Consider the following 14,559-nt stretch of genomic DNA (forward strand, 5'->3'; position numbering starts at 1 on the left):
GAAGCCGAGCAGGCCGGTCGCCGCGATGGCCAGGGGCACGACGAGGGTGATGACCGTCAGGGGCGCCACGGACGAGCAGATCGCCGAGCCGATCGCCAACGGACCGAGCCGGTTACGCGCGAGCGCGTAGGACACGGGGGACTGCGCGACAGAGGGAGGTGCGGACACGGGGGTTCCTCCTGCGGAGTGGGTTGAGGGGTGGGTGATGCGTTGCGGTCGTTCAGCGCATGGCGGCCTCACCGATCGCGGCGTCCGCCGCTTGCAGCAGCTCCCGCACCATCGCCTTGATGCCGGGCTCGCCGGTGTCGGTCAGCCCGGCCTGGATCTGCTGGGCCAGCAGCGACCGCTCGTACGGCGACAGCGTGGCCAGGGCATGGTGGTGCAGCCCGCTGGCCAGGAACAGGCCGGCGAGAACGACGTCCGACCCGGACAGGCGGCGACCGGTCTGCACCGCATGGGTGATGGTGTTCGCCGGCGTCCCCGAGGCGTAGGAATCACACGGGACGTAGCGCACCGTGGTGCCGCCGAACAGCCGACGGTGCTCCTCACGCCGGACCAGACCGGTGCGGGACAGCCGGTCGAGGACCCGGGTCTCCGCGCGTTGCTCGTAGGCCAGGTAGGAGATCCAAGCGTTGAGCTGGTGGCCGGGCAGGCGGTGCCGGGTCTCCTGCCTGACCGGTGGTAGCCAGCCACTGTGCTCGTCGTGCGCCCATGCCCGCACCGGAGCCGTCGGGACGGGCCAGGTCTGCTCTTCGGCTTGCATCGTGACCAGCACCGGGCGCAGCGCAGGATCGCTCGGCAGGGCGGCGGCGGCCTTCGCGGTGCGGAACAGCTCGCCCTCGCGCAGTTCCAGGAAGCCGCCCTGGATGAACTCCGCCAGCAGCCCGGTGGCCAGAGCGACCCCGAGCGGCCAGTCACCGATCAGGCGAGCGCCTTTGACGCCGTCGTGCGCGGCGAGCCACAGGTCGTCGGTGAGCCGTGTCGGCTCCGCTGACGGCATGACAACGTTCCTTTCCTCCGGGGAGGTGTTCGCGGTCGAAGGCGTGGCGGTAGGGGGGCCGTCGGCGGCCGGGCCGGCTGCGGACCGAGTGCTCAGCGGGCGGAGACGCCGGCGCGGATCCCTGGGGTGTGCTCGCCCGGGTCGGCGTCCGGTCGTCGCCGAGGTGGAACGGGTCCTCGGCGTGCTCGACGGCGCTGTCCGCCTGAGCACCGTGCCTTGGGCGCGAGGCTCGGCTCGACCGGCTGCGGCCCGTCGAAGAACCCGCCGATCTGGGTGGCGGTGCGGGCATCCAGTGGCCGCGGCCTGTCGAGGACTCCGCCGATCTGGGCGGTAGCGCGGGGATCCAGCGGCCGTGGTTGATCGACTTGCTCGCCGATCTGGGTGGCGGTGCGGGGACCCAGTGGCCGCTGTTTGTGGGAGTGCTCGCCGATTCAGGCGGCGGTGTGGGGATCCCGCGGCTGCGGCCCGTTGAGGATCCTGTCGGTGTGGGTGGCGGATCGTGGAGCCAGTGGCCGCAGTTCGTCGGAGTGCTCGCCGGTCCGGGTGGCGGTGTGGGGATCCCGCGGCCGTGGCCCGTCGAGGAACCCGTCGGTCTGGGTGGCGGTGTGGGGATCGTGCGGCGGCAGCTCGTTGAGGAATCCGTCGGTTCGGGTGGCGGCGCGGGGATCCAGTGGCGGCAGCTCGTTGAGGAATCCGTCGGTTCGGACGGCAGTGCGGAGATCCAGTGGCCGCAGTTTGTCGGAGTGTTCACCGGTCTGGGCGGCGGTGTGGGGAGCCGGCGGCGTGGTGATACCCGGGCGTTCGGGCTCCGCGGCGACGTTGCCGACCACCTCGGGTCGGCTGTCACTGCTGACATGCGTGTTGGCCAGGTAGCCGCCGGGTCCGGGCGGGTCGACCGGCTCCGGGCGCGCCCCGGGACTGGCCGCCGGGGCGATTCGGTGCCTCGTGCCCGGGCTGGGCAGACTGGCGCCCGGGCCGATGGATTGACCCATGCCCCTGGCACGCCCGGGAAGTCACGTCGCGTCCGGTCGGTGTGCTTGCTGCCTGGTCCGCCTGGTCGTACCGGGCACTTGCGACGCTCGGCATGCCGGTGTCCACGGTGTCGCCGCCCGGCGGGAGAGGGAACGGTAGTCGTGGCGCGGGGACCAGGCGGTCCACGCACGGGGCTGGGAGTCCGCACGAGCAACGTCGCCACAGCGACCGCCAGAGGCGCCGGTGGGACGGTTCGTGCGGGACCGGGCCGAGGCGCCGCTTGCGACGGATAGTCATCCGGCCGCCTCTGCGGGGAACCGCTTGTCGGGGTCAGTCATCCGGCCACCAATCCGAGAGTCCGCTTGTCGGGGATGCTCATGCGGCCACCGTAGTTGCTCAGCGACTAGCTGTCGTTTGCGAAGTTGACCCATGACTAATAGTCATACGTCTACGGTCGATCATGTGGGAAGCAAGCCGATTCGATTGATGGGCGCGCACGAGATCCGCATTCGCCTGGGCGGGGTCAGTCGTCAGCGCGCGTACCAGATCACCAGCAGGGCGGACTTTCCCGCGCCTGTCGCTGATCTGGCCCAGGGCAAGGTGTGGGCGACCGAGGACGTCGAGGCCTGGATGAAGGCACACCGCCGCGACGTGGACGACGTCGAGGCCTGACGCCGCGCTCTACACCGGACCCGGCGGCGCTCGTCTGGCCGACCGGGCCAGTGCCACGCCGTCGCTGCGACGTACCACCAGGCCGGCCATCTCCAGCAGGGAGAGCCGGCGCAGCACCGTACGAACGCCCAGCCCGGCCCGGGCCGCCAGTTCCTCCGGCCCGACCGTTCCCCGGCGCGGTATCGCCTCCAGCACCAGGGCGGAATCCTCGTCCAGGTCGTCCCGGACGTGATCGCGGCCGCGCGGTATCTCCGCCAGATATTCGCCGATCGTGCCGACCTCTTCGAGGACCTGGGCCGTCCCGGTCACGACGACGGTCTCGGGATGCCGGCGGAGCAGCTCGTGGCAGCCCACCGACATCGCCGACGTCACCGGGCCGGGCACGACCATGGCTCGCCGGCCGAGAGCGACCGTCCGGCTGAGAGTCTGCACGGCGCCGCTGCGGGCGGCCGCCTCGACGATCACCGTGCCCGCCGTCGCCGCCGCGATGACCCGGTTACGGATCAGGAACCTGTGCCGCAGCGGATCCGATCCCGGCGGCCACTCGCTCATCAGCAGACCGCTCTCCGCGATCTGCTCGAACATGGCGGAATTCCCCACCGGGTACGGCCGGTCGACCCCGCACGCCAGTACAGCGACCGTCAGCTCGCCAGCCGTCAGCGCCGCCCGATGCGCCGCCGCGTCGATCCCGAACGCGCCGCCGGACACCACCGTCCACCCGTGCTCGGCCAGCCCGTACGCCAACTCGTTGGTCACGTGGACGCCGTAATTCGTCGCAGCGCGGGCGCCCACCACCGCGACCGAACGGGCGAACGCCTCATCGAGCCGCCGCCCGCCCCGGACCCACAGGCACAGCGGCGGTCGGACGTTCCGGTTGATCCGGTCGCCGCCTTCGAGCTCGAGAGTGCTCAAGCTGTCCACACCGGTCGGCCACTCCGGATCCGCGGGGACCACGACCCGGGCGCCGAGCCGCTCCGCCCGGTGCAGTGCCGCCTCGGCGAGCCGGCGTGGGTCGCCGGCGGTGGTCCGGGAGATCACCGCCGCGCGCAACGTCGGCTCCGGGATGTCCCCGCCGAGCAGGCGGTCGAGGGTGGCCTCGGCGCCGCCCGCCTGGACGAGCTGCCACACGGCCCGGTTGCCGGGCTCGGCCAGCCAGGTGAGTGCCACCCGCGCCATCCGGTCGGCGTCATCACCCGGCCGCGACCCGCTCATGCCGCCCTCCCGCCGTCGTCGTCCCCGGACGGGACGGACGAGGTGGGGATCAGCCAGGGCCGGCGTGTGCGACGGTGCCGGCCACCGGACGGCCAGCCGATCGCGGCGCCCGAGCCGCCGTCAGGCCACAGCCGGACGACCGCCGCCACATCCGCGCCGGCCACATCCACGCCCGCCGCAGTCGGCTCCCGCCCAATAACGGACTGCCTGACGTCCCGCAGGGACGGCGGCCGGGATTGCCTGACATACCGCGGTGTGGGTGGTGGCGGGAATTGCCTGTCATCCCGCGGTGGGGATGGTGGCAGGGGCTGCCTGTCATCCCGCGGTGGGGATGGTGGTGGGGATTGCCTGACGCCGAGCGGTGGGGATGGCGGTGGGGATTGCCTGACCCCGGGCGGTGGGGACAGTGGCAGGGGCTGCCTGACATCCCGCGGTGGGGATGGTGGTGGGGATTGCCTGACGCCGAGCGGTAGGGATGGCGGTGGGGATTGCCTGACCCCGGGCGGTGGGGACAGTGGCAGGGGCTGCCTGACATCCCGCGGTGGGGATGGCGGTGGGGATTGCCTGTCATCCCGCAGTGGGGGTGGCGGTAAGGATTGCCTGACGCCCCGCGGTGGGGACGGTGGCAGATCCCGCGGCGAGGATGGCGGCAGGGGCTGCATGGCAACCCGCGGCGAGGACCGCGGTGTAAACGGCGCCGGGGACCGCAGGGCAATCCGTGGCGGCCGGTGCTGGTCAGGTCTGGTCTCTCTGGTCATGAGCCTCTCCAATTCGTAGTTGTGCCGCCTCGTGCACGTCCGAGCCCGTCGGCCGCCCCCGCCCGTCCAGGTCCGCGATCGACCAGGCCAACCTCAGAATCCGGTCGAATCCCCGCGCCGACAGGGCGCCCCGGTCCAGCCCTGCCCGCAACGCCGCCGTGTCCCGTGCCGCCAGTCGCCACGGTGGTCGCCGCAGGTACGGCCCCGGGACCTCCGCATTCACCCGCCAGCCCGCCTTCGACCACCGCTCGGCCGCCGCCGCCCGCGCCTCGGCCACCCGTGCCGCCACCACAGCGGACGACTCGGCGGGGGCCGCGGTCGTCATCAGCTGGGCCGCGCTCAACGGCTGGATCCGGATCTGGATGTCGATCCGGTCCAGCAACGGGCCGGACAGCTTCGCCAGATACCGGCGCCGGGCCGTCGCATTGCACACGCAGAACTGGTCGCCGGCCGGGTTCGCGCACGGGCACGGGTTGGCCGCCAGCACCACCTGCACCCGGGCCGGATACTCGGTGTTTCCGCGCGCCCGGGCCAGCCGCACCCGCCCGCTCTCCAGCGGCTGCCGCAGCGCCTGCAGCGTCGCGTTGGCGAACTCCGGTGCCTCGTCCAGGAACAGGACCCCGCGGTGGGCCAGCGACAGAGCGCCGGGCCGGGCCAGTCCCGAGCCGCCGCCGACCAGCGCAGCCAGGCTGGCGCTGTGGTGGGGTGCCTGGAACGGCGGGCGGCGGACCAGGCCGCCGTCCGGCGGCAGCACGCCCGCGATCGACTGCAGCGCCGTCACTTCCAGGGCCGACGTGTCGTCCAGCTCGGGCAGCAGGGACGGCAGGCGCTCGGCCAGCATGGTCTTTCCCGCGCCGGGCGGCCCGATCAAAGCCAGGTGGTGTCCGCCTGCGGCCGCCACTTCGAGCGCATAGCGGCCCAGCTCCTGGCCGGCCACGTCGGCCAGGTCGGGTCCACCGGCCGGTGGCGGTGGCGGTGCGGGCGCCGGCTCCGGCAGGTGGTCCTCGCCCCGGACGTACGCGACCAGCCGATGCAGCGAGTCGACCCCGCGAACCGTCACCCCCGGCACCACGGTCGCCTCGCGGGCATTGCCCAGCGGCACGATCACCCGCCCGATCCCGGCCCGGGCGGCCGCCGCCACCATCGGCAGCACCCCGCGGATGGGCCGCACCGCGCCGTCCAGGCCGAGCTCGCCCAGCACCACCACGCCCTCCAGCGGCGCCAGCGGCAGCTCGCCCGCCCCCGCCAGCAGCGCGCAGGCGATCGCCACATCGAACGCGCTGCCGTGCTTGGGCACCGTGGCCGGCAGCAGGTTCACCGTGATGCGCCTGTTCGGCCAGCTCTGGCCCGAGTTCACCACCGCGGCGCGCACCCGGTCGCGGGCCTCGTGCAGCGCCGTGTCCGGCAGTCCGGTCAGCACCACCGCGGGCAGCCCGGGGGACAGGTCCGCCTCGACCTCGACGAGGTGTCCCTCGACGCCGACGAGACCGACGCAGAGCACCCGTGCGTAGCTCACCTAGAACGCCGCGCGGACGTGCTCGACCACGGTCGCGCCGCGCGGCTGGGGGAGCACCGCCACCACGTCGAAGCGGACCTCTCTCGGGTGCACCCCGGTCTGCTCGAGCCAGCGGGCCGCCAGCCGGCGCAGGCGGCGGACCTTGGCCGGGCGGATCGCTTCGGCCGGCGCGCCGAAGGTGTCGCCGCGGCGGGTCTTGACCTCGCAGAAGACGACGTCCTCGCCGTCGCGCAGGATCAGGTCGACCTCGCCCTCGGCGCAGCGCCAGTTGCGGGCCAGCACCACCAGCCCCTGGTCGCGCAGGTGCCGCTCGGCCAGTCGCTCGCCGTACGCGCCGACCGCCCTTCTCTCCGTCGTCATGGCGGCGACCCTCGCGCATCCGGGCGGCCTCGCGCGGACCCGGTTGTGGACAGAGCGCGATTGTGGATAACCGCAGCGTCATCGTCGGCATCTGATAGGCCCCCACCGGTGGCATCCGGCCTCCGCGTCACCTACGGTGCGAAATCGTGGAAGGACATCGCCGGTACGCCGAAGAGCCGGAACCCAGCTGGTACACCGGGTCGCGATCGCCTGAGGTCCCGAGCCCGTACGCAGCTCAGCCGCCGGAGACGAACCCCTACGACTCGGCTGTGCACGAGCGTCCCAGCGGCGCGTTCCGGTTGCCGGACCAGCGCTCGGCCGACCCGTACTCCGCCCCGCCGGCCGGTTACGCGTCACCCGATCCGGTGACGACCTCCGGCAGCCACGCGTTGTCGTCCGCCGATTCCGGCTCGATCCGCATCCCGGTGCGCGGGCCCGAGTATCCGGCGGTCCGGCCGAGCAGCGGGGCCACGTCGCTCGCCGACGCCCCGGCCGTGTCCACGGTCACCACGACCACCACGTACGGCGCCGCGCCGGAGCCCCCGCCGGCGGCGGCGTCCCCCTACGACGAGCCGACCAGCATGGTCCCCATGGCCAAGCCGGGTGGCGGCGCTCCCGACCCGGTGTACCACTCCCGCCGTCCGGTTTCGGCCATCGTGTTCGCGGCCGTCACCGTCGTCCTGTTGATCCCGGCGCTGCTGCTGCTGATCCAGGCCACGTTCGTCGACGACCCGACCGCTCGGGGTGTCGTGCCCGCGGTCCTGCTGACGCTCGGGCTGCCGCTCACCGGGTTCGGGTTGTACTCGCTGGCCGGCGGCGGCCGGGCGAGTGTCCGTGACGCCTGGCTGCGTCCGCCGCTCGCGTATCTGCCGATCGGCCTGCTGTTGCTGCTGGCCGCCGGCCTCGGCGTCGCTTAATCCGACAAAAACCCCGGAAGTCGGGCGGCGCCCGCCCGGAAGCGGGCCGCCCCGCCCACGGCGTATGCTTGTCCACGGCGACCGCCTCGTGCGGTCGACTTCGCGCGCCTTCTGCACGAGCCATGATTGATCACTCGCCGGCTGCACCTCGCGGCGAGGGTCATGAGCCGTCAGCGACGGTCCTCCCTGGTCCCGATCCTCTCGGGTCCACCTGGGCCGGCGACCGGGCGCCAGGACGCACACCGCCGGTGAGCGTGACAACCAGGGAAATAACAGGGAGCAATTCACCATGGCCGTCGTGACCATGCGTCAGCTGCTGGAGAGCGGTGTCCACTTCGGGCACCAGACCCGGCGCTGGAATCCGAAGATGAAGCGATTCATCATGACGGAGCGCAACGGTATCTACATCATCGACCTGCGCCAGACCCTCGACTACATCGAGAAGGCCTACGCGTACGTGCGGGACACCGTCGCCGAGGGTGGCCACATCCTCTTCGTCGGCACCAAGAAGCAGGCCCAGGAGGCGATCGCGGAGCACGCGACCCGCGTGGGCCAGCCGTACGTCAACCACCGCTGGCTCGGTGGCATGCTGACCAACTTCCAGACGGTGTACAAGCGGCTCCAGCGCATGAAGGAGCTCGAGGCGATCGGCGACCTCACCGGTACCGCCGCCGGCTACACCAAGAAGGAGACCCTTCAGCTGTTCCGTGAGCAGACCAAGCTCACCAAGACCCTCGGTGGTCTGCGGGACATGACGAAGGTGCCGTCGGCGATCTGGGTCGTCGACACCAAGAAGGAGCACATCGCCGTCGACGAGGCCCGCAAGCTGGGCATCCCGGTCATCGCGGTGCTGGACACCAACTGCGACCCGGACGAGGTCGACTTCCCGATCCCGGGCAACGACGACGCGATCCGCTCGGCCGAGCTGCTGACCAAGGTCATCGCCGCCGCCGTCGCGGACGGTCTGATCAAGCGCTCCGGCCGTAACCGCGGCAACGCCGACGACAAGCCCGAGCCGGGCACCGTCGCCGCCGGTGAGCCGCTGCCCGAGTGGGAGCGCGACCTCTACGAGGGCGCCGACAAGAAGGCCGCTGACACCGAGACCGCCGCTGCGCCGGCCGCCGGAGACGCTGCGCCGGCCGCCGGAGACGCTGCGCCGCCCGCCGGAGACGCTGCGCCGCCCGCCGGCGAGGCTGCTCCCGCCGTCGCCGGCAACGACGCCACCCCGGCCGTCGATGCCGTACCGGACGCCCCTCAGAAGGTCGCCGCCACCGCGGAGTAACAAACTTCAAGGAAGCCGGCCGCCGCCCGCGGCGGCCGGCCCCGGAAGATCCCGGACCTCAAGCATCGAGAGAGAGTCATGGCCAACTACACCGCCGCGGACGTGAAGAAGCTCCGCGACCTCACCGGCGCCGGCATGATGGACTGCAAGAAGGCGCTCGACGAGTCGGACGGTGACTTCGACCAGGCCGTCGAGTTCCTGCGCATCAAGGGTGCCAAGGACGTCGGCAAGCGGGCCGGCCGGACCGCCGCCAACGGCATCGTGGCGCACTCCGGCAAGGCGCTGCTCGAGCTCAACTGCGAGACCGACTTCGTCGCCAAGACCCCCGACTTCGTCGCGCTGGGTCAGACCCTGGTCGAGCACGGCGAGCAGGCCAAGCTGGCCGACGCCGCCGCGCTGCTGGCCTCCACGCTGGCCGACGGCCGCGCCGTGGCCGACGTGATCCAGGACTTCTCGGCCAAGATCGGCGAGAAGATCGTCCTCAACCGCTTCGCGATCCTCGACGGCAACGTCGCGGTCTACCTGCACCGCAAGGCGCAGGACCTGCCGCCGCAGGTCGGCGTGCTGGTCGAGTTCACCGGCAAGACCGACGAGGCCGGCGCCGACGACGCGCGCGCGGTCGGCATGCAGATCGCCGCCATGCGGCCGAAGTTCCTCACCCGCGAGGAGGTGCCCGCCGAGACCGTGGAGTCGGAGCGTCGCATCGCCGAGCAGACCGCGCGCGAGGAGGGCAAGCCCGAGCAGGCGCTGCCCAAGATCGTCGAAGGCCGGGTGAACTCCTTCTTCAAGGACTTCGTCCTGCTGGAGCAGCCGTCGGTCACCGACAACAAGAAGACCGTCAAGCAGGTCACGGCCGACTCCGGGATCGAAGTCACCCGCTTCGTCCGGTTCGAGGTCGGCCAGGAGTAATCCAGGCGCCAGCGCACTGCGCGGGAGGCCGGGACGCGAGACAAGCGCCCGGCCTCCCCGTCACATAGGGTCTCGGGTTAGCGAAGGAAAGGGCGGACCGGCATGACGATGGTGACCGAGCAGGCTGTCGTGGTGGACGAGGTCACGACGCCCCGGGCCGAGCGGCCCCGGCGGGTCGTGCTGAAGCTCTCCGGCGAGGTCTTCGGTGGCGGCGCGGTGGGTGTCGACCCCGACGTCGTGCAGGGCATCGCGCGGCAGATCGCCACGGCCACCCGCCGCGGCGTGCAGATCGCGGTCGTCGTCGGCGGCGGCAACTTCTTCCGCGGCGCCGAGCTGCAGAAGCGCGGCATGGACCGCAACCGGGCCGACTACATGGGCATGCTCGGCACGGTCATGAACTGCCTGGCCCTGCAGGACTTCCTGGAGAAGGAGGGCATCGAGACGCGGGTGCAGACCGCGATCACGATGGCCCAGGTCGCCGAGCCGTACATCCCGCTGCGCGCCATCCGGCACCTCGAGAAGGGCCGCGTCGTCATCTTCGGCGCCGGCGCCGGCATGCCGTACTTCTCCACGGACACGGTCACCGCGCAGCGCGCGCTGGAGATCCACGCCGACCTCGTGCTGATGAGCAAGAACGGCGTCGACGGGGTCTACACCGCCGACCCGCGGACCGACCCGGACGCCCGCAAGATCGACCACATCACCTTCGCCAGCGTGCTCCAGCAGGGCCTGCGCGTCGCCGACCAAGCCGCGTTCAGCCTCTGCGAGGAGAACGGCCTGCCGATGCTCGTCTTCGGCGCCCAGGGCGACGACACGATCGTCCGCGCCGTCAGCGGTGAGAAGATCGGCACCCTGATCACCACGTGATCCCGCGCTTACCCCACACTTTCGCAACGACCACGAGGAACAAGGAGGCGACGGAGCGGTGATCGACGAGACCCTCTTCGAGGCCGAAGAGAAGATGGAGAGCGCGGTCGAGCACGCCAAGGAGGAGTTCGCCGCGATCCGTACGGGCCGTGCCACGCCGGCGATGTTCTCCAAGATCGTCGTCGACTACTACGGCGCGCTCACCCCGATCACCCAGATGGCGTCGGTCGGCGTGCCGGAGCCGCGCATGGTGATCGTGAAGCCGTACGACGCGTCCCAGCTGGGCCCGATCGAGCGGGCGATCCGCGACTCGGACCTCGGGGTCAACCCCAACAACGAGGGTACGCAGCTGCGGATCAACCTCCCGCAGATGACCGAGGAGCGCCGCCGCGACATGATCAAGGTGGCCCGCACCAAGGCCGAGGAGGGGCGCGTGGCGATCCGCAACGTGCGCCGCAAGGCCAAGGAGCAGCTCGACCGCCTGGTCAAGGACGGCGAGGCCGGCGAGGACGACGGCCGCCGCGCCGAGAAGGAGCTCGACGACGTCACGCACCGCTATGTCGCGGTGGTCGACGAGCTGGTCAAGAACAAGGAAGCAGAGCTGCTCGAGGTCTGATGTCGTACCTCGAGCCCCGCGGTGGGCAGACCCCTTCCGGTGGCCGGGCGTCCGGGCAACCCGACGTCCCGGCCCCGTACGGCCTCGACGCGCCTGCCGCCGAGCCCGATCCGTACGCCGAGCACCGCCGGCAGGCCGCGCAGCAGGCGGCTGAGAACGGCCCGGTGTGGAACGCCTTCACGCCCGCCCCCGAGCCCGCGGCGCCGCCGTGGGACCCGCCCGTGGCCGCCACCTCCACTTCCCAGGCGGAATGGGAGCTGACCGCCACCGAAGCGGAGGGAGCCCGTGGGCCGGGTAAGCGCCGGGCCGGACGCGACGGCAAGCCCCCGGTGAAGCCCACCGGGCGGGCGGGGCGCAACCTGCCCGCCGCCATCGCGGTCGGGGTCAGCATGATCCTGGTCGTCCTGGCCTCGCTGTTCGTCTGGCGGCCGGCCTTCCTCGGGGTCATCGCCGTGGCCGCCGGCCTGGGCATCTGGGAGATGGTCCGGGCACTCAAGGTCACCGGCGCCAAGCCGCCGCTGATCCCGCTGGTCACCGGCGGCGTGCTGATGACCGGGCTGGCCTGGTACGGCAGCACCGATGCGCTGATCCTGGGCCTCGTGGTGACCGTCCTGGCCACGCTGCTCTGGCGGCTGGCCGACGGTGTCACCGGAATCACCAAAGACCTCGCGGCAACCGCGCTGATCGCCGTCTACGTGCCGTTCCTGCTGAGCTTCGGGGTGCTGCTGGCCAAGCCCGACGACGGCGACTACCGGGTGCTCATCACCCTGCTCGCGGTGGTGTTGTCGGACACCGGCGGCTACGCGGCCGGCGTCTTCTTCGGCAAGCGCCCGATGGCCCCCACGATCAGCCCCAAGAAGTCCTGGGAGGGCTTCGCGGGCTCGGTCGCCGCGGCGGCCGTCGGCAGCTCCGCGCTGGCGTACTTCCTGCTCGACGTCCCGTTCTACTGGGGCCTGCTCTTCGGTGCCGTGCTCTCGGTGGTCGCCGTGCTGGGCGATCTGGCGGAGTCGATGCTCAAGCGGGACATCGGCATCAAGGACATGAGCAACCTGCTGCCGGGCCACGGTGGCCTGATGGACCGGCTCGACTCGATCCTCTTCGCGGTGCCGACGGCTTTCCTGCTGCTCTGGCTCATCGCGCCGCCGGGGTAGGCATGGACGCGCGACGTGGGAGACTGGATACGCCATGACGATTCTTCCGGTCATCCCGATCAGCCCCGACGCCCCCGACGCGGTGGTCACCCGCCGTCGCCCCGCGATGCCGCCGCGCCACCTCGCCGACCTCGACCTGGCCGGCCGCCGCGCCGCCGTCGCCGCTCTCGGCGAGCCCGCGTTCCGGGCCCAGCAGCTCTCCACCCACTACTTCGCCCGGCTGGTGCGTGACCCCGCCGCGATGACCGACCTGCCCGCCGCGTCGCGGGCCAAGCTCGCCGCCGACCTGTTGCCCACGCTGCTCACCCCGCAGCGCGAGCTGGCCTGTGACGACGGCGCCACCCGCAAGACGCTGTGGAAGCTGCACGACAACGCCATGGTCGAGAGCGTCCTGATGGGCTATCCCGACCGGATCACCGCGTGCGTGTCCAGCCAGGCGGGTTGCGGCATGGCCTGCCCGTTCTGCGCCACCGGCCAGGCCGGGCTCACCCGCAACCTCTCCATCGCCGAGATCGTCGACCAGGTCGTCTATCTCGCCGGGGTGGCCGCCTCCGGCGCGGTCACCGGGTCGCCGCCGCGGCTGTCCCGGGTCGTGTTCATGGGCATGGGCGAGCCGCTGGCCAACTACCCGCGGGTGATCGAGGCCGTGCGCCGGCTGGTGGCTCCGGCCCCGGAGGGCCTGGGTCTCTCACAACGGCACATCACCGTCTCCACCGTGGGCCTCGTGCCCGCTATGCGGCGGTTGATCGCCGAAGGGTTGTCGGTGACTCTTGCGCTGTCCCTGCACGCCCCCGATGATGATCTGCGCGATGAGCTTGTGCCCGTCAACCAGCGTTGGAAGGTGGCCGAGGTGCTCGATGCCGCGTTCGACTACGCGGCGCAGACCGGTCGTCGGATCTCCATCGAATACGCCCTGATCCGGGACGTAAACGATCAACCCTGGCGTGCCGACCTGCTTGGCAGGCTGCTGCACGGCAAGCTGGCGCATGTGAATCTGATCCCGCTCAACCCGACGCCGGGCAGCAAGTGGGACGCCAGCCCCAAGCCGGTCGAGCGGGAGTTCGTCCGCCGGCTGCGCGAGGCCGGCGTGGCGACCACGGTCCGAGACACCCGGGGGCGGGAGATCGACGGTGCATGCGGCCAATTGGCCGCAAGTGAGCTGACGGTGGTGGACGCTGGGGGCGCCGTCGCCGACGCGGAGGTGGCACGATGACGGGGCTCAGTTCCCTGCGGACGCTGATTTGGGAGACGTTGTGACGAGTCAGGGACAGCGTTTCCGGCGGCGCGCGCTGCGCCGCGGTTACAAGGTCGACGAGGTCGACGCTTTCCTGGACCGGGTCGAAGCGACCCTGGCCGGTGAGCAGTCCGGCGCGCCCGTCGGTGCCCAGGAGGTGCACGACGTCGTCTTCCGCGTGCGCTTCGGCGGCTACGACGAGTGGCAGGTGGACCTGCACCTGGACCGGGTGGAGCGGCAGCTCGCCGAGTTCGAGGACCGGGGCGGGCGCTCCCCCGACCCGCGGATGACCCCGGAGCGGATGCAGCCGGAGCCGATGCGCGGCATGCCGGGCGACCGGATGAGCCAGGCGCTGGGCCGGTCCGCGCCGCCCACCGAGCGCCTGCCCGCGCCGGTGCGCGACGACCGCCAGTATGCCCGCGAGGACCAGTTCGGCCGGGACGACCAGTACGCCCGCGAGAGCCAGTTCGCCCGCGAGGACCCGTACGGCCGCGAGGACCGGATGCAGCCGCAGCAGCTCCCGCAGCGGCCCCAGATGCCCGCTCCGGACCCGTACGGCCGCTACGAGGAGCCCGGGTACGGCCAGCAGCCGCAGCAACAGCAGCGGCCGCCCGCTCCGGCCGGCTACGACACCGGCAGCTACGACGGCTTCGAGCCGGGCCGGCACGGCAAGACCGACATGACGGCCGAGATCCGCATGCCGGACCGGGACCGCGGCGGCTTCGGCGGTCCGTCCCCGATGAGCGCGCCCCCGATGAGTGGCCCGCCCATGGGTGGCCCGCCGATGGGTGGCCCCCCGATGGGTGGCGGCCCCGGTGGCAGCCCGGAGCTGTACCGGGTGGATCAGCTGCGCCGCACGTTCCAGCCGCGCCGCTTCGGCAGCGGCTACGACCCGGTGCAGGTGGACCGGCTTTTCGAGAGCATCCTGCAGGCCATGACCGGCCGCGGCCCGATGCCCGTCCCCGAGAACGAGCTCGACACGCTGCAGTTCGGGCTGGTTCCGGGTGGCTACTTCGAGGCCGAGGTCGACGCGGCCCTGCGCGAGGTCAAGGACATCCTGCTGCGCCACCGCTGAGCACGTACGGCAAAGGCC

Annotated in this window: 14 protein-coding genes; 9 read left to right on the top strand and 5 right to left on the bottom strand. The window is 71.9% G+C overall.

Annotation, left to right across the window (positions count from 1 at the left end; genetic code table 11):
* Positions 1–220: 220 nt before the first annotated feature.
* The gene (locus Aau02nite_RS21935) at positions 221–1,000 is read right to left on the bottom strand and encodes a GOLPH3/VPS74 family protein (protein WP_212990412.1); all 780 of its coding nucleotides are present in this window, start codon (positions 998–1,000) and stop codon (positions 221–223) included.
* Positions 1,001–1,431: 431 nt separating this feature from the next.
* Complete coding sequence (locus Aau02nite_RS21940) at positions 1,432–1,992, bottom strand: hypothetical protein (protein ID WP_212990413.1); 561 nt, start codon at positions 1,990–1,992, stop codon at positions 1,432–1,434.
* A gap of 466 nt (positions 1,993–2,458) precedes the next feature.
* Here Aau02nite_RS21940 and Aau02nite_RS21945 point away from each other — a divergent pair, with 466 nt between their 5' ends.
* Positions 2,459–2,644 carry a DNA-binding protein gene (locus tag Aau02nite_RS21945; protein WP_212990458.1) on the top strand — a complete coding sequence of 62 codons (186 nt, stop codon included), beginning with the start codon at positions 2,459–2,461 and terminating at the stop codon, positions 2,642–2,644.
* A gap of 9 nt (positions 2,645–2,653) precedes the next feature.
* Here Aau02nite_RS21945 and dprA read toward each other — a convergent pair whose 3' ends face one another.
* From dprA to Aau02nite_RS21960, 3 genes are all read right to left on the bottom strand, one after another.
* Positions 2,654–3,856, bottom strand: a complete 1,203-nt coding sequence (dprA, locus tag Aau02nite_RS21950) for a DNA-processing protein DprA (RefSeq protein WP_212990414.1) — start codon at positions 3,854–3,856, stop codon at positions 2,654–2,656.
* Between the two features lie 735 nt (positions 3,857–4,591).
* Positions 4,592–6,130: a YifB family Mg chelatase-like AAA ATPase gene (locus Aau02nite_RS21955; protein ID WP_212990415.1), complete on the bottom strand. Its 1,539-nt coding sequence runs from the start codon at positions 6,128–6,130 to the stop codon at positions 4,592–4,594.
* Entirely contained in the window at positions 6,131–6,490 is a 360-nt protein-coding gene (locus Aau02nite_RS21960) for a YraN family protein (protein WP_212990416.1), read from the bottom strand.
* A gap of 269 nt (positions 6,491–6,759) precedes the next feature.
* On the opposite strand from Aau02nite_RS21960, the gene Aau02nite_RS21965 reads away from it, so the two are divergent.
* From Aau02nite_RS21965 to Aau02nite_RS22000, 8 genes are all read left to right on the top strand, one after another.
* Positions 6,760–7,407 (top strand): hypothetical protein, encoded by a 648-nt coding sequence (locus tag Aau02nite_RS21965; RefSeq protein WP_212990417.1) that lies wholly within the window; start codon positions 6,760–6,762, stop codon positions 7,405–7,407.
* A gap of 289 nt (positions 7,408–7,696) precedes the next feature.
* Entirely contained in the window at positions 7,697–8,689 is a 993-nt protein-coding gene (gene rpsB / locus Aau02nite_RS21970; protein ID WP_246595348.1) for a 30S ribosomal protein S2, read from the top strand.
* Between the two features lie 78 nt (positions 8,690–8,767).
* Positions 8,768–9,598 carry a translation elongation factor Ts gene (gene tsf / locus Aau02nite_RS21975; RefSeq protein ID WP_212990418.1) on the top strand — a complete coding sequence of 277 codons (831 nt, stop codon included), beginning with the start codon at positions 8,768–8,770 and terminating at the stop codon, positions 9,596–9,598.
* Between the two features lie 102 nt (positions 9,599–9,700).
* Positions 9,701–10,465, top strand: coding sequence for a UMP kinase (gene pyrH / locus Aau02nite_RS21980; RefSeq protein ID WP_212990419.1), 765 nt, complete (start codon positions 9,701–9,703; stop codon positions 10,463–10,465).
* Positions 10,466–10,523: 58 nt separating this feature from the next.
* Complete coding sequence (gene frr, locus Aau02nite_RS21985; RefSeq protein WP_212990420.1) at positions 10,524–11,081, top strand: ribosome recycling factor; 558 nt, start codon at positions 10,524–10,526, stop codon at positions 11,079–11,081.
* Positions 11,081–12,232 (top strand): phosphatidate cytidylyltransferase, encoded by a 1,152-nt coding sequence (locus Aau02nite_RS21990; protein ID WP_212990421.1) that lies wholly within the window; start codon positions 11,081–11,083, stop codon positions 12,230–12,232. The genes frr and Aau02nite_RS21990 overlap by 1 nt, the downstream gene beginning before the upstream one ends.
* 34 nt (positions 12,233–12,266) lie before the next feature.
* Positions 12,267–13,445 (top strand): dual-specificity RNA methyltransferase RlmN, encoded by a 1,179-nt coding sequence (gene rlmN / locus Aau02nite_RS21995; RefSeq protein WP_212990422.1) that lies wholly within the window; start codon positions 12,267–12,269, stop codon positions 13,443–13,445.
* Between the two features lie 40 nt (positions 13,446–13,485).
* The gene (locus Aau02nite_RS22000; RefSeq protein ID WP_212990423.1) at positions 13,486–14,541 is read left to right on the top strand and encodes a DivIVA domain-containing protein; all 1,056 of its coding nucleotides are present in this window, start codon (positions 13,486–13,488) and stop codon (positions 14,539–14,541) included.
* Positions 14,542–14,559 lie beyond the last annotated feature (18 nt).

The organism is Actinoplanes auranticolor (assembly GCF_018332655.1).
Classification (GTDB): Bacteria; Actinomycetota; Actinomycetes; order Mycobacteriales; family Micromonosporaceae; genus Actinoplanes; species Actinoplanes auranticolor.

Coding starts and splice junctions, on each gene's coding strand:
- rpsB (WP_246595348.1), top strand. CDS start 7,697: ATGGCCGTCGTGACCATGCGTCAGCTGCTGGAGAGCGGTGTCCACTTC.
- Aau02nite_RS21935 (WP_212990412.1), bottom strand. CDS start 1,000: ATGCCGTCAGCGGAGCCGACACGGCTCACCGACGACCTGTGGCTCGCC.
- Aau02nite_RS21990 (WP_212990421.1), top strand. CDS start 11,081: ATGTCGTACCTCGAGCCCCGCGGTGGGCAGACCCCTTCCGGTGGCCGG.
- rlmN (WP_212990422.1), top strand. CDS start 12,267: ATGACGATTCTTCCGGTCATCCCGATCAGCCCCGACGCCCCCGACGCG.
- Aau02nite_RS21945 (WP_212990458.1), top strand. CDS start 2,459: ATGGGCGCGCACGAGATCCGCATTCGCCTGGGCGGGGTCAGTCGTCAG.
- Aau02nite_RS21960 (WP_212990416.1), bottom strand. CDS start 6,490: ATGACGACGGAGAGAAGGGCGGTCGGCGCGTACGGCGAGCGACTGGCC.
- tsf (WP_212990418.1), top strand. CDS start 8,768: ATGGCCAACTACACCGCCGCGGACGTGAAGAAGCTCCGCGACCTCACC.
- Aau02nite_RS21940 (WP_212990413.1), bottom strand. CDS start 1,992: ATGGGTCAATCCATCGGCCCGGGCGCCAGTCTGCCCAGCCCGGGCACG.
- pyrH (WP_212990419.1), top strand. CDS start 9,701: ATGACGATGGTGACCGAGCAGGCTGTCGTGGTGGACGAGGTCACGACG.
- dprA (WP_212990414.1), bottom strand. CDS start 3,856: ATGAGCGGGTCGCGGCCGGGTGATGACGCCGACCGGATGGCGCGGGTG.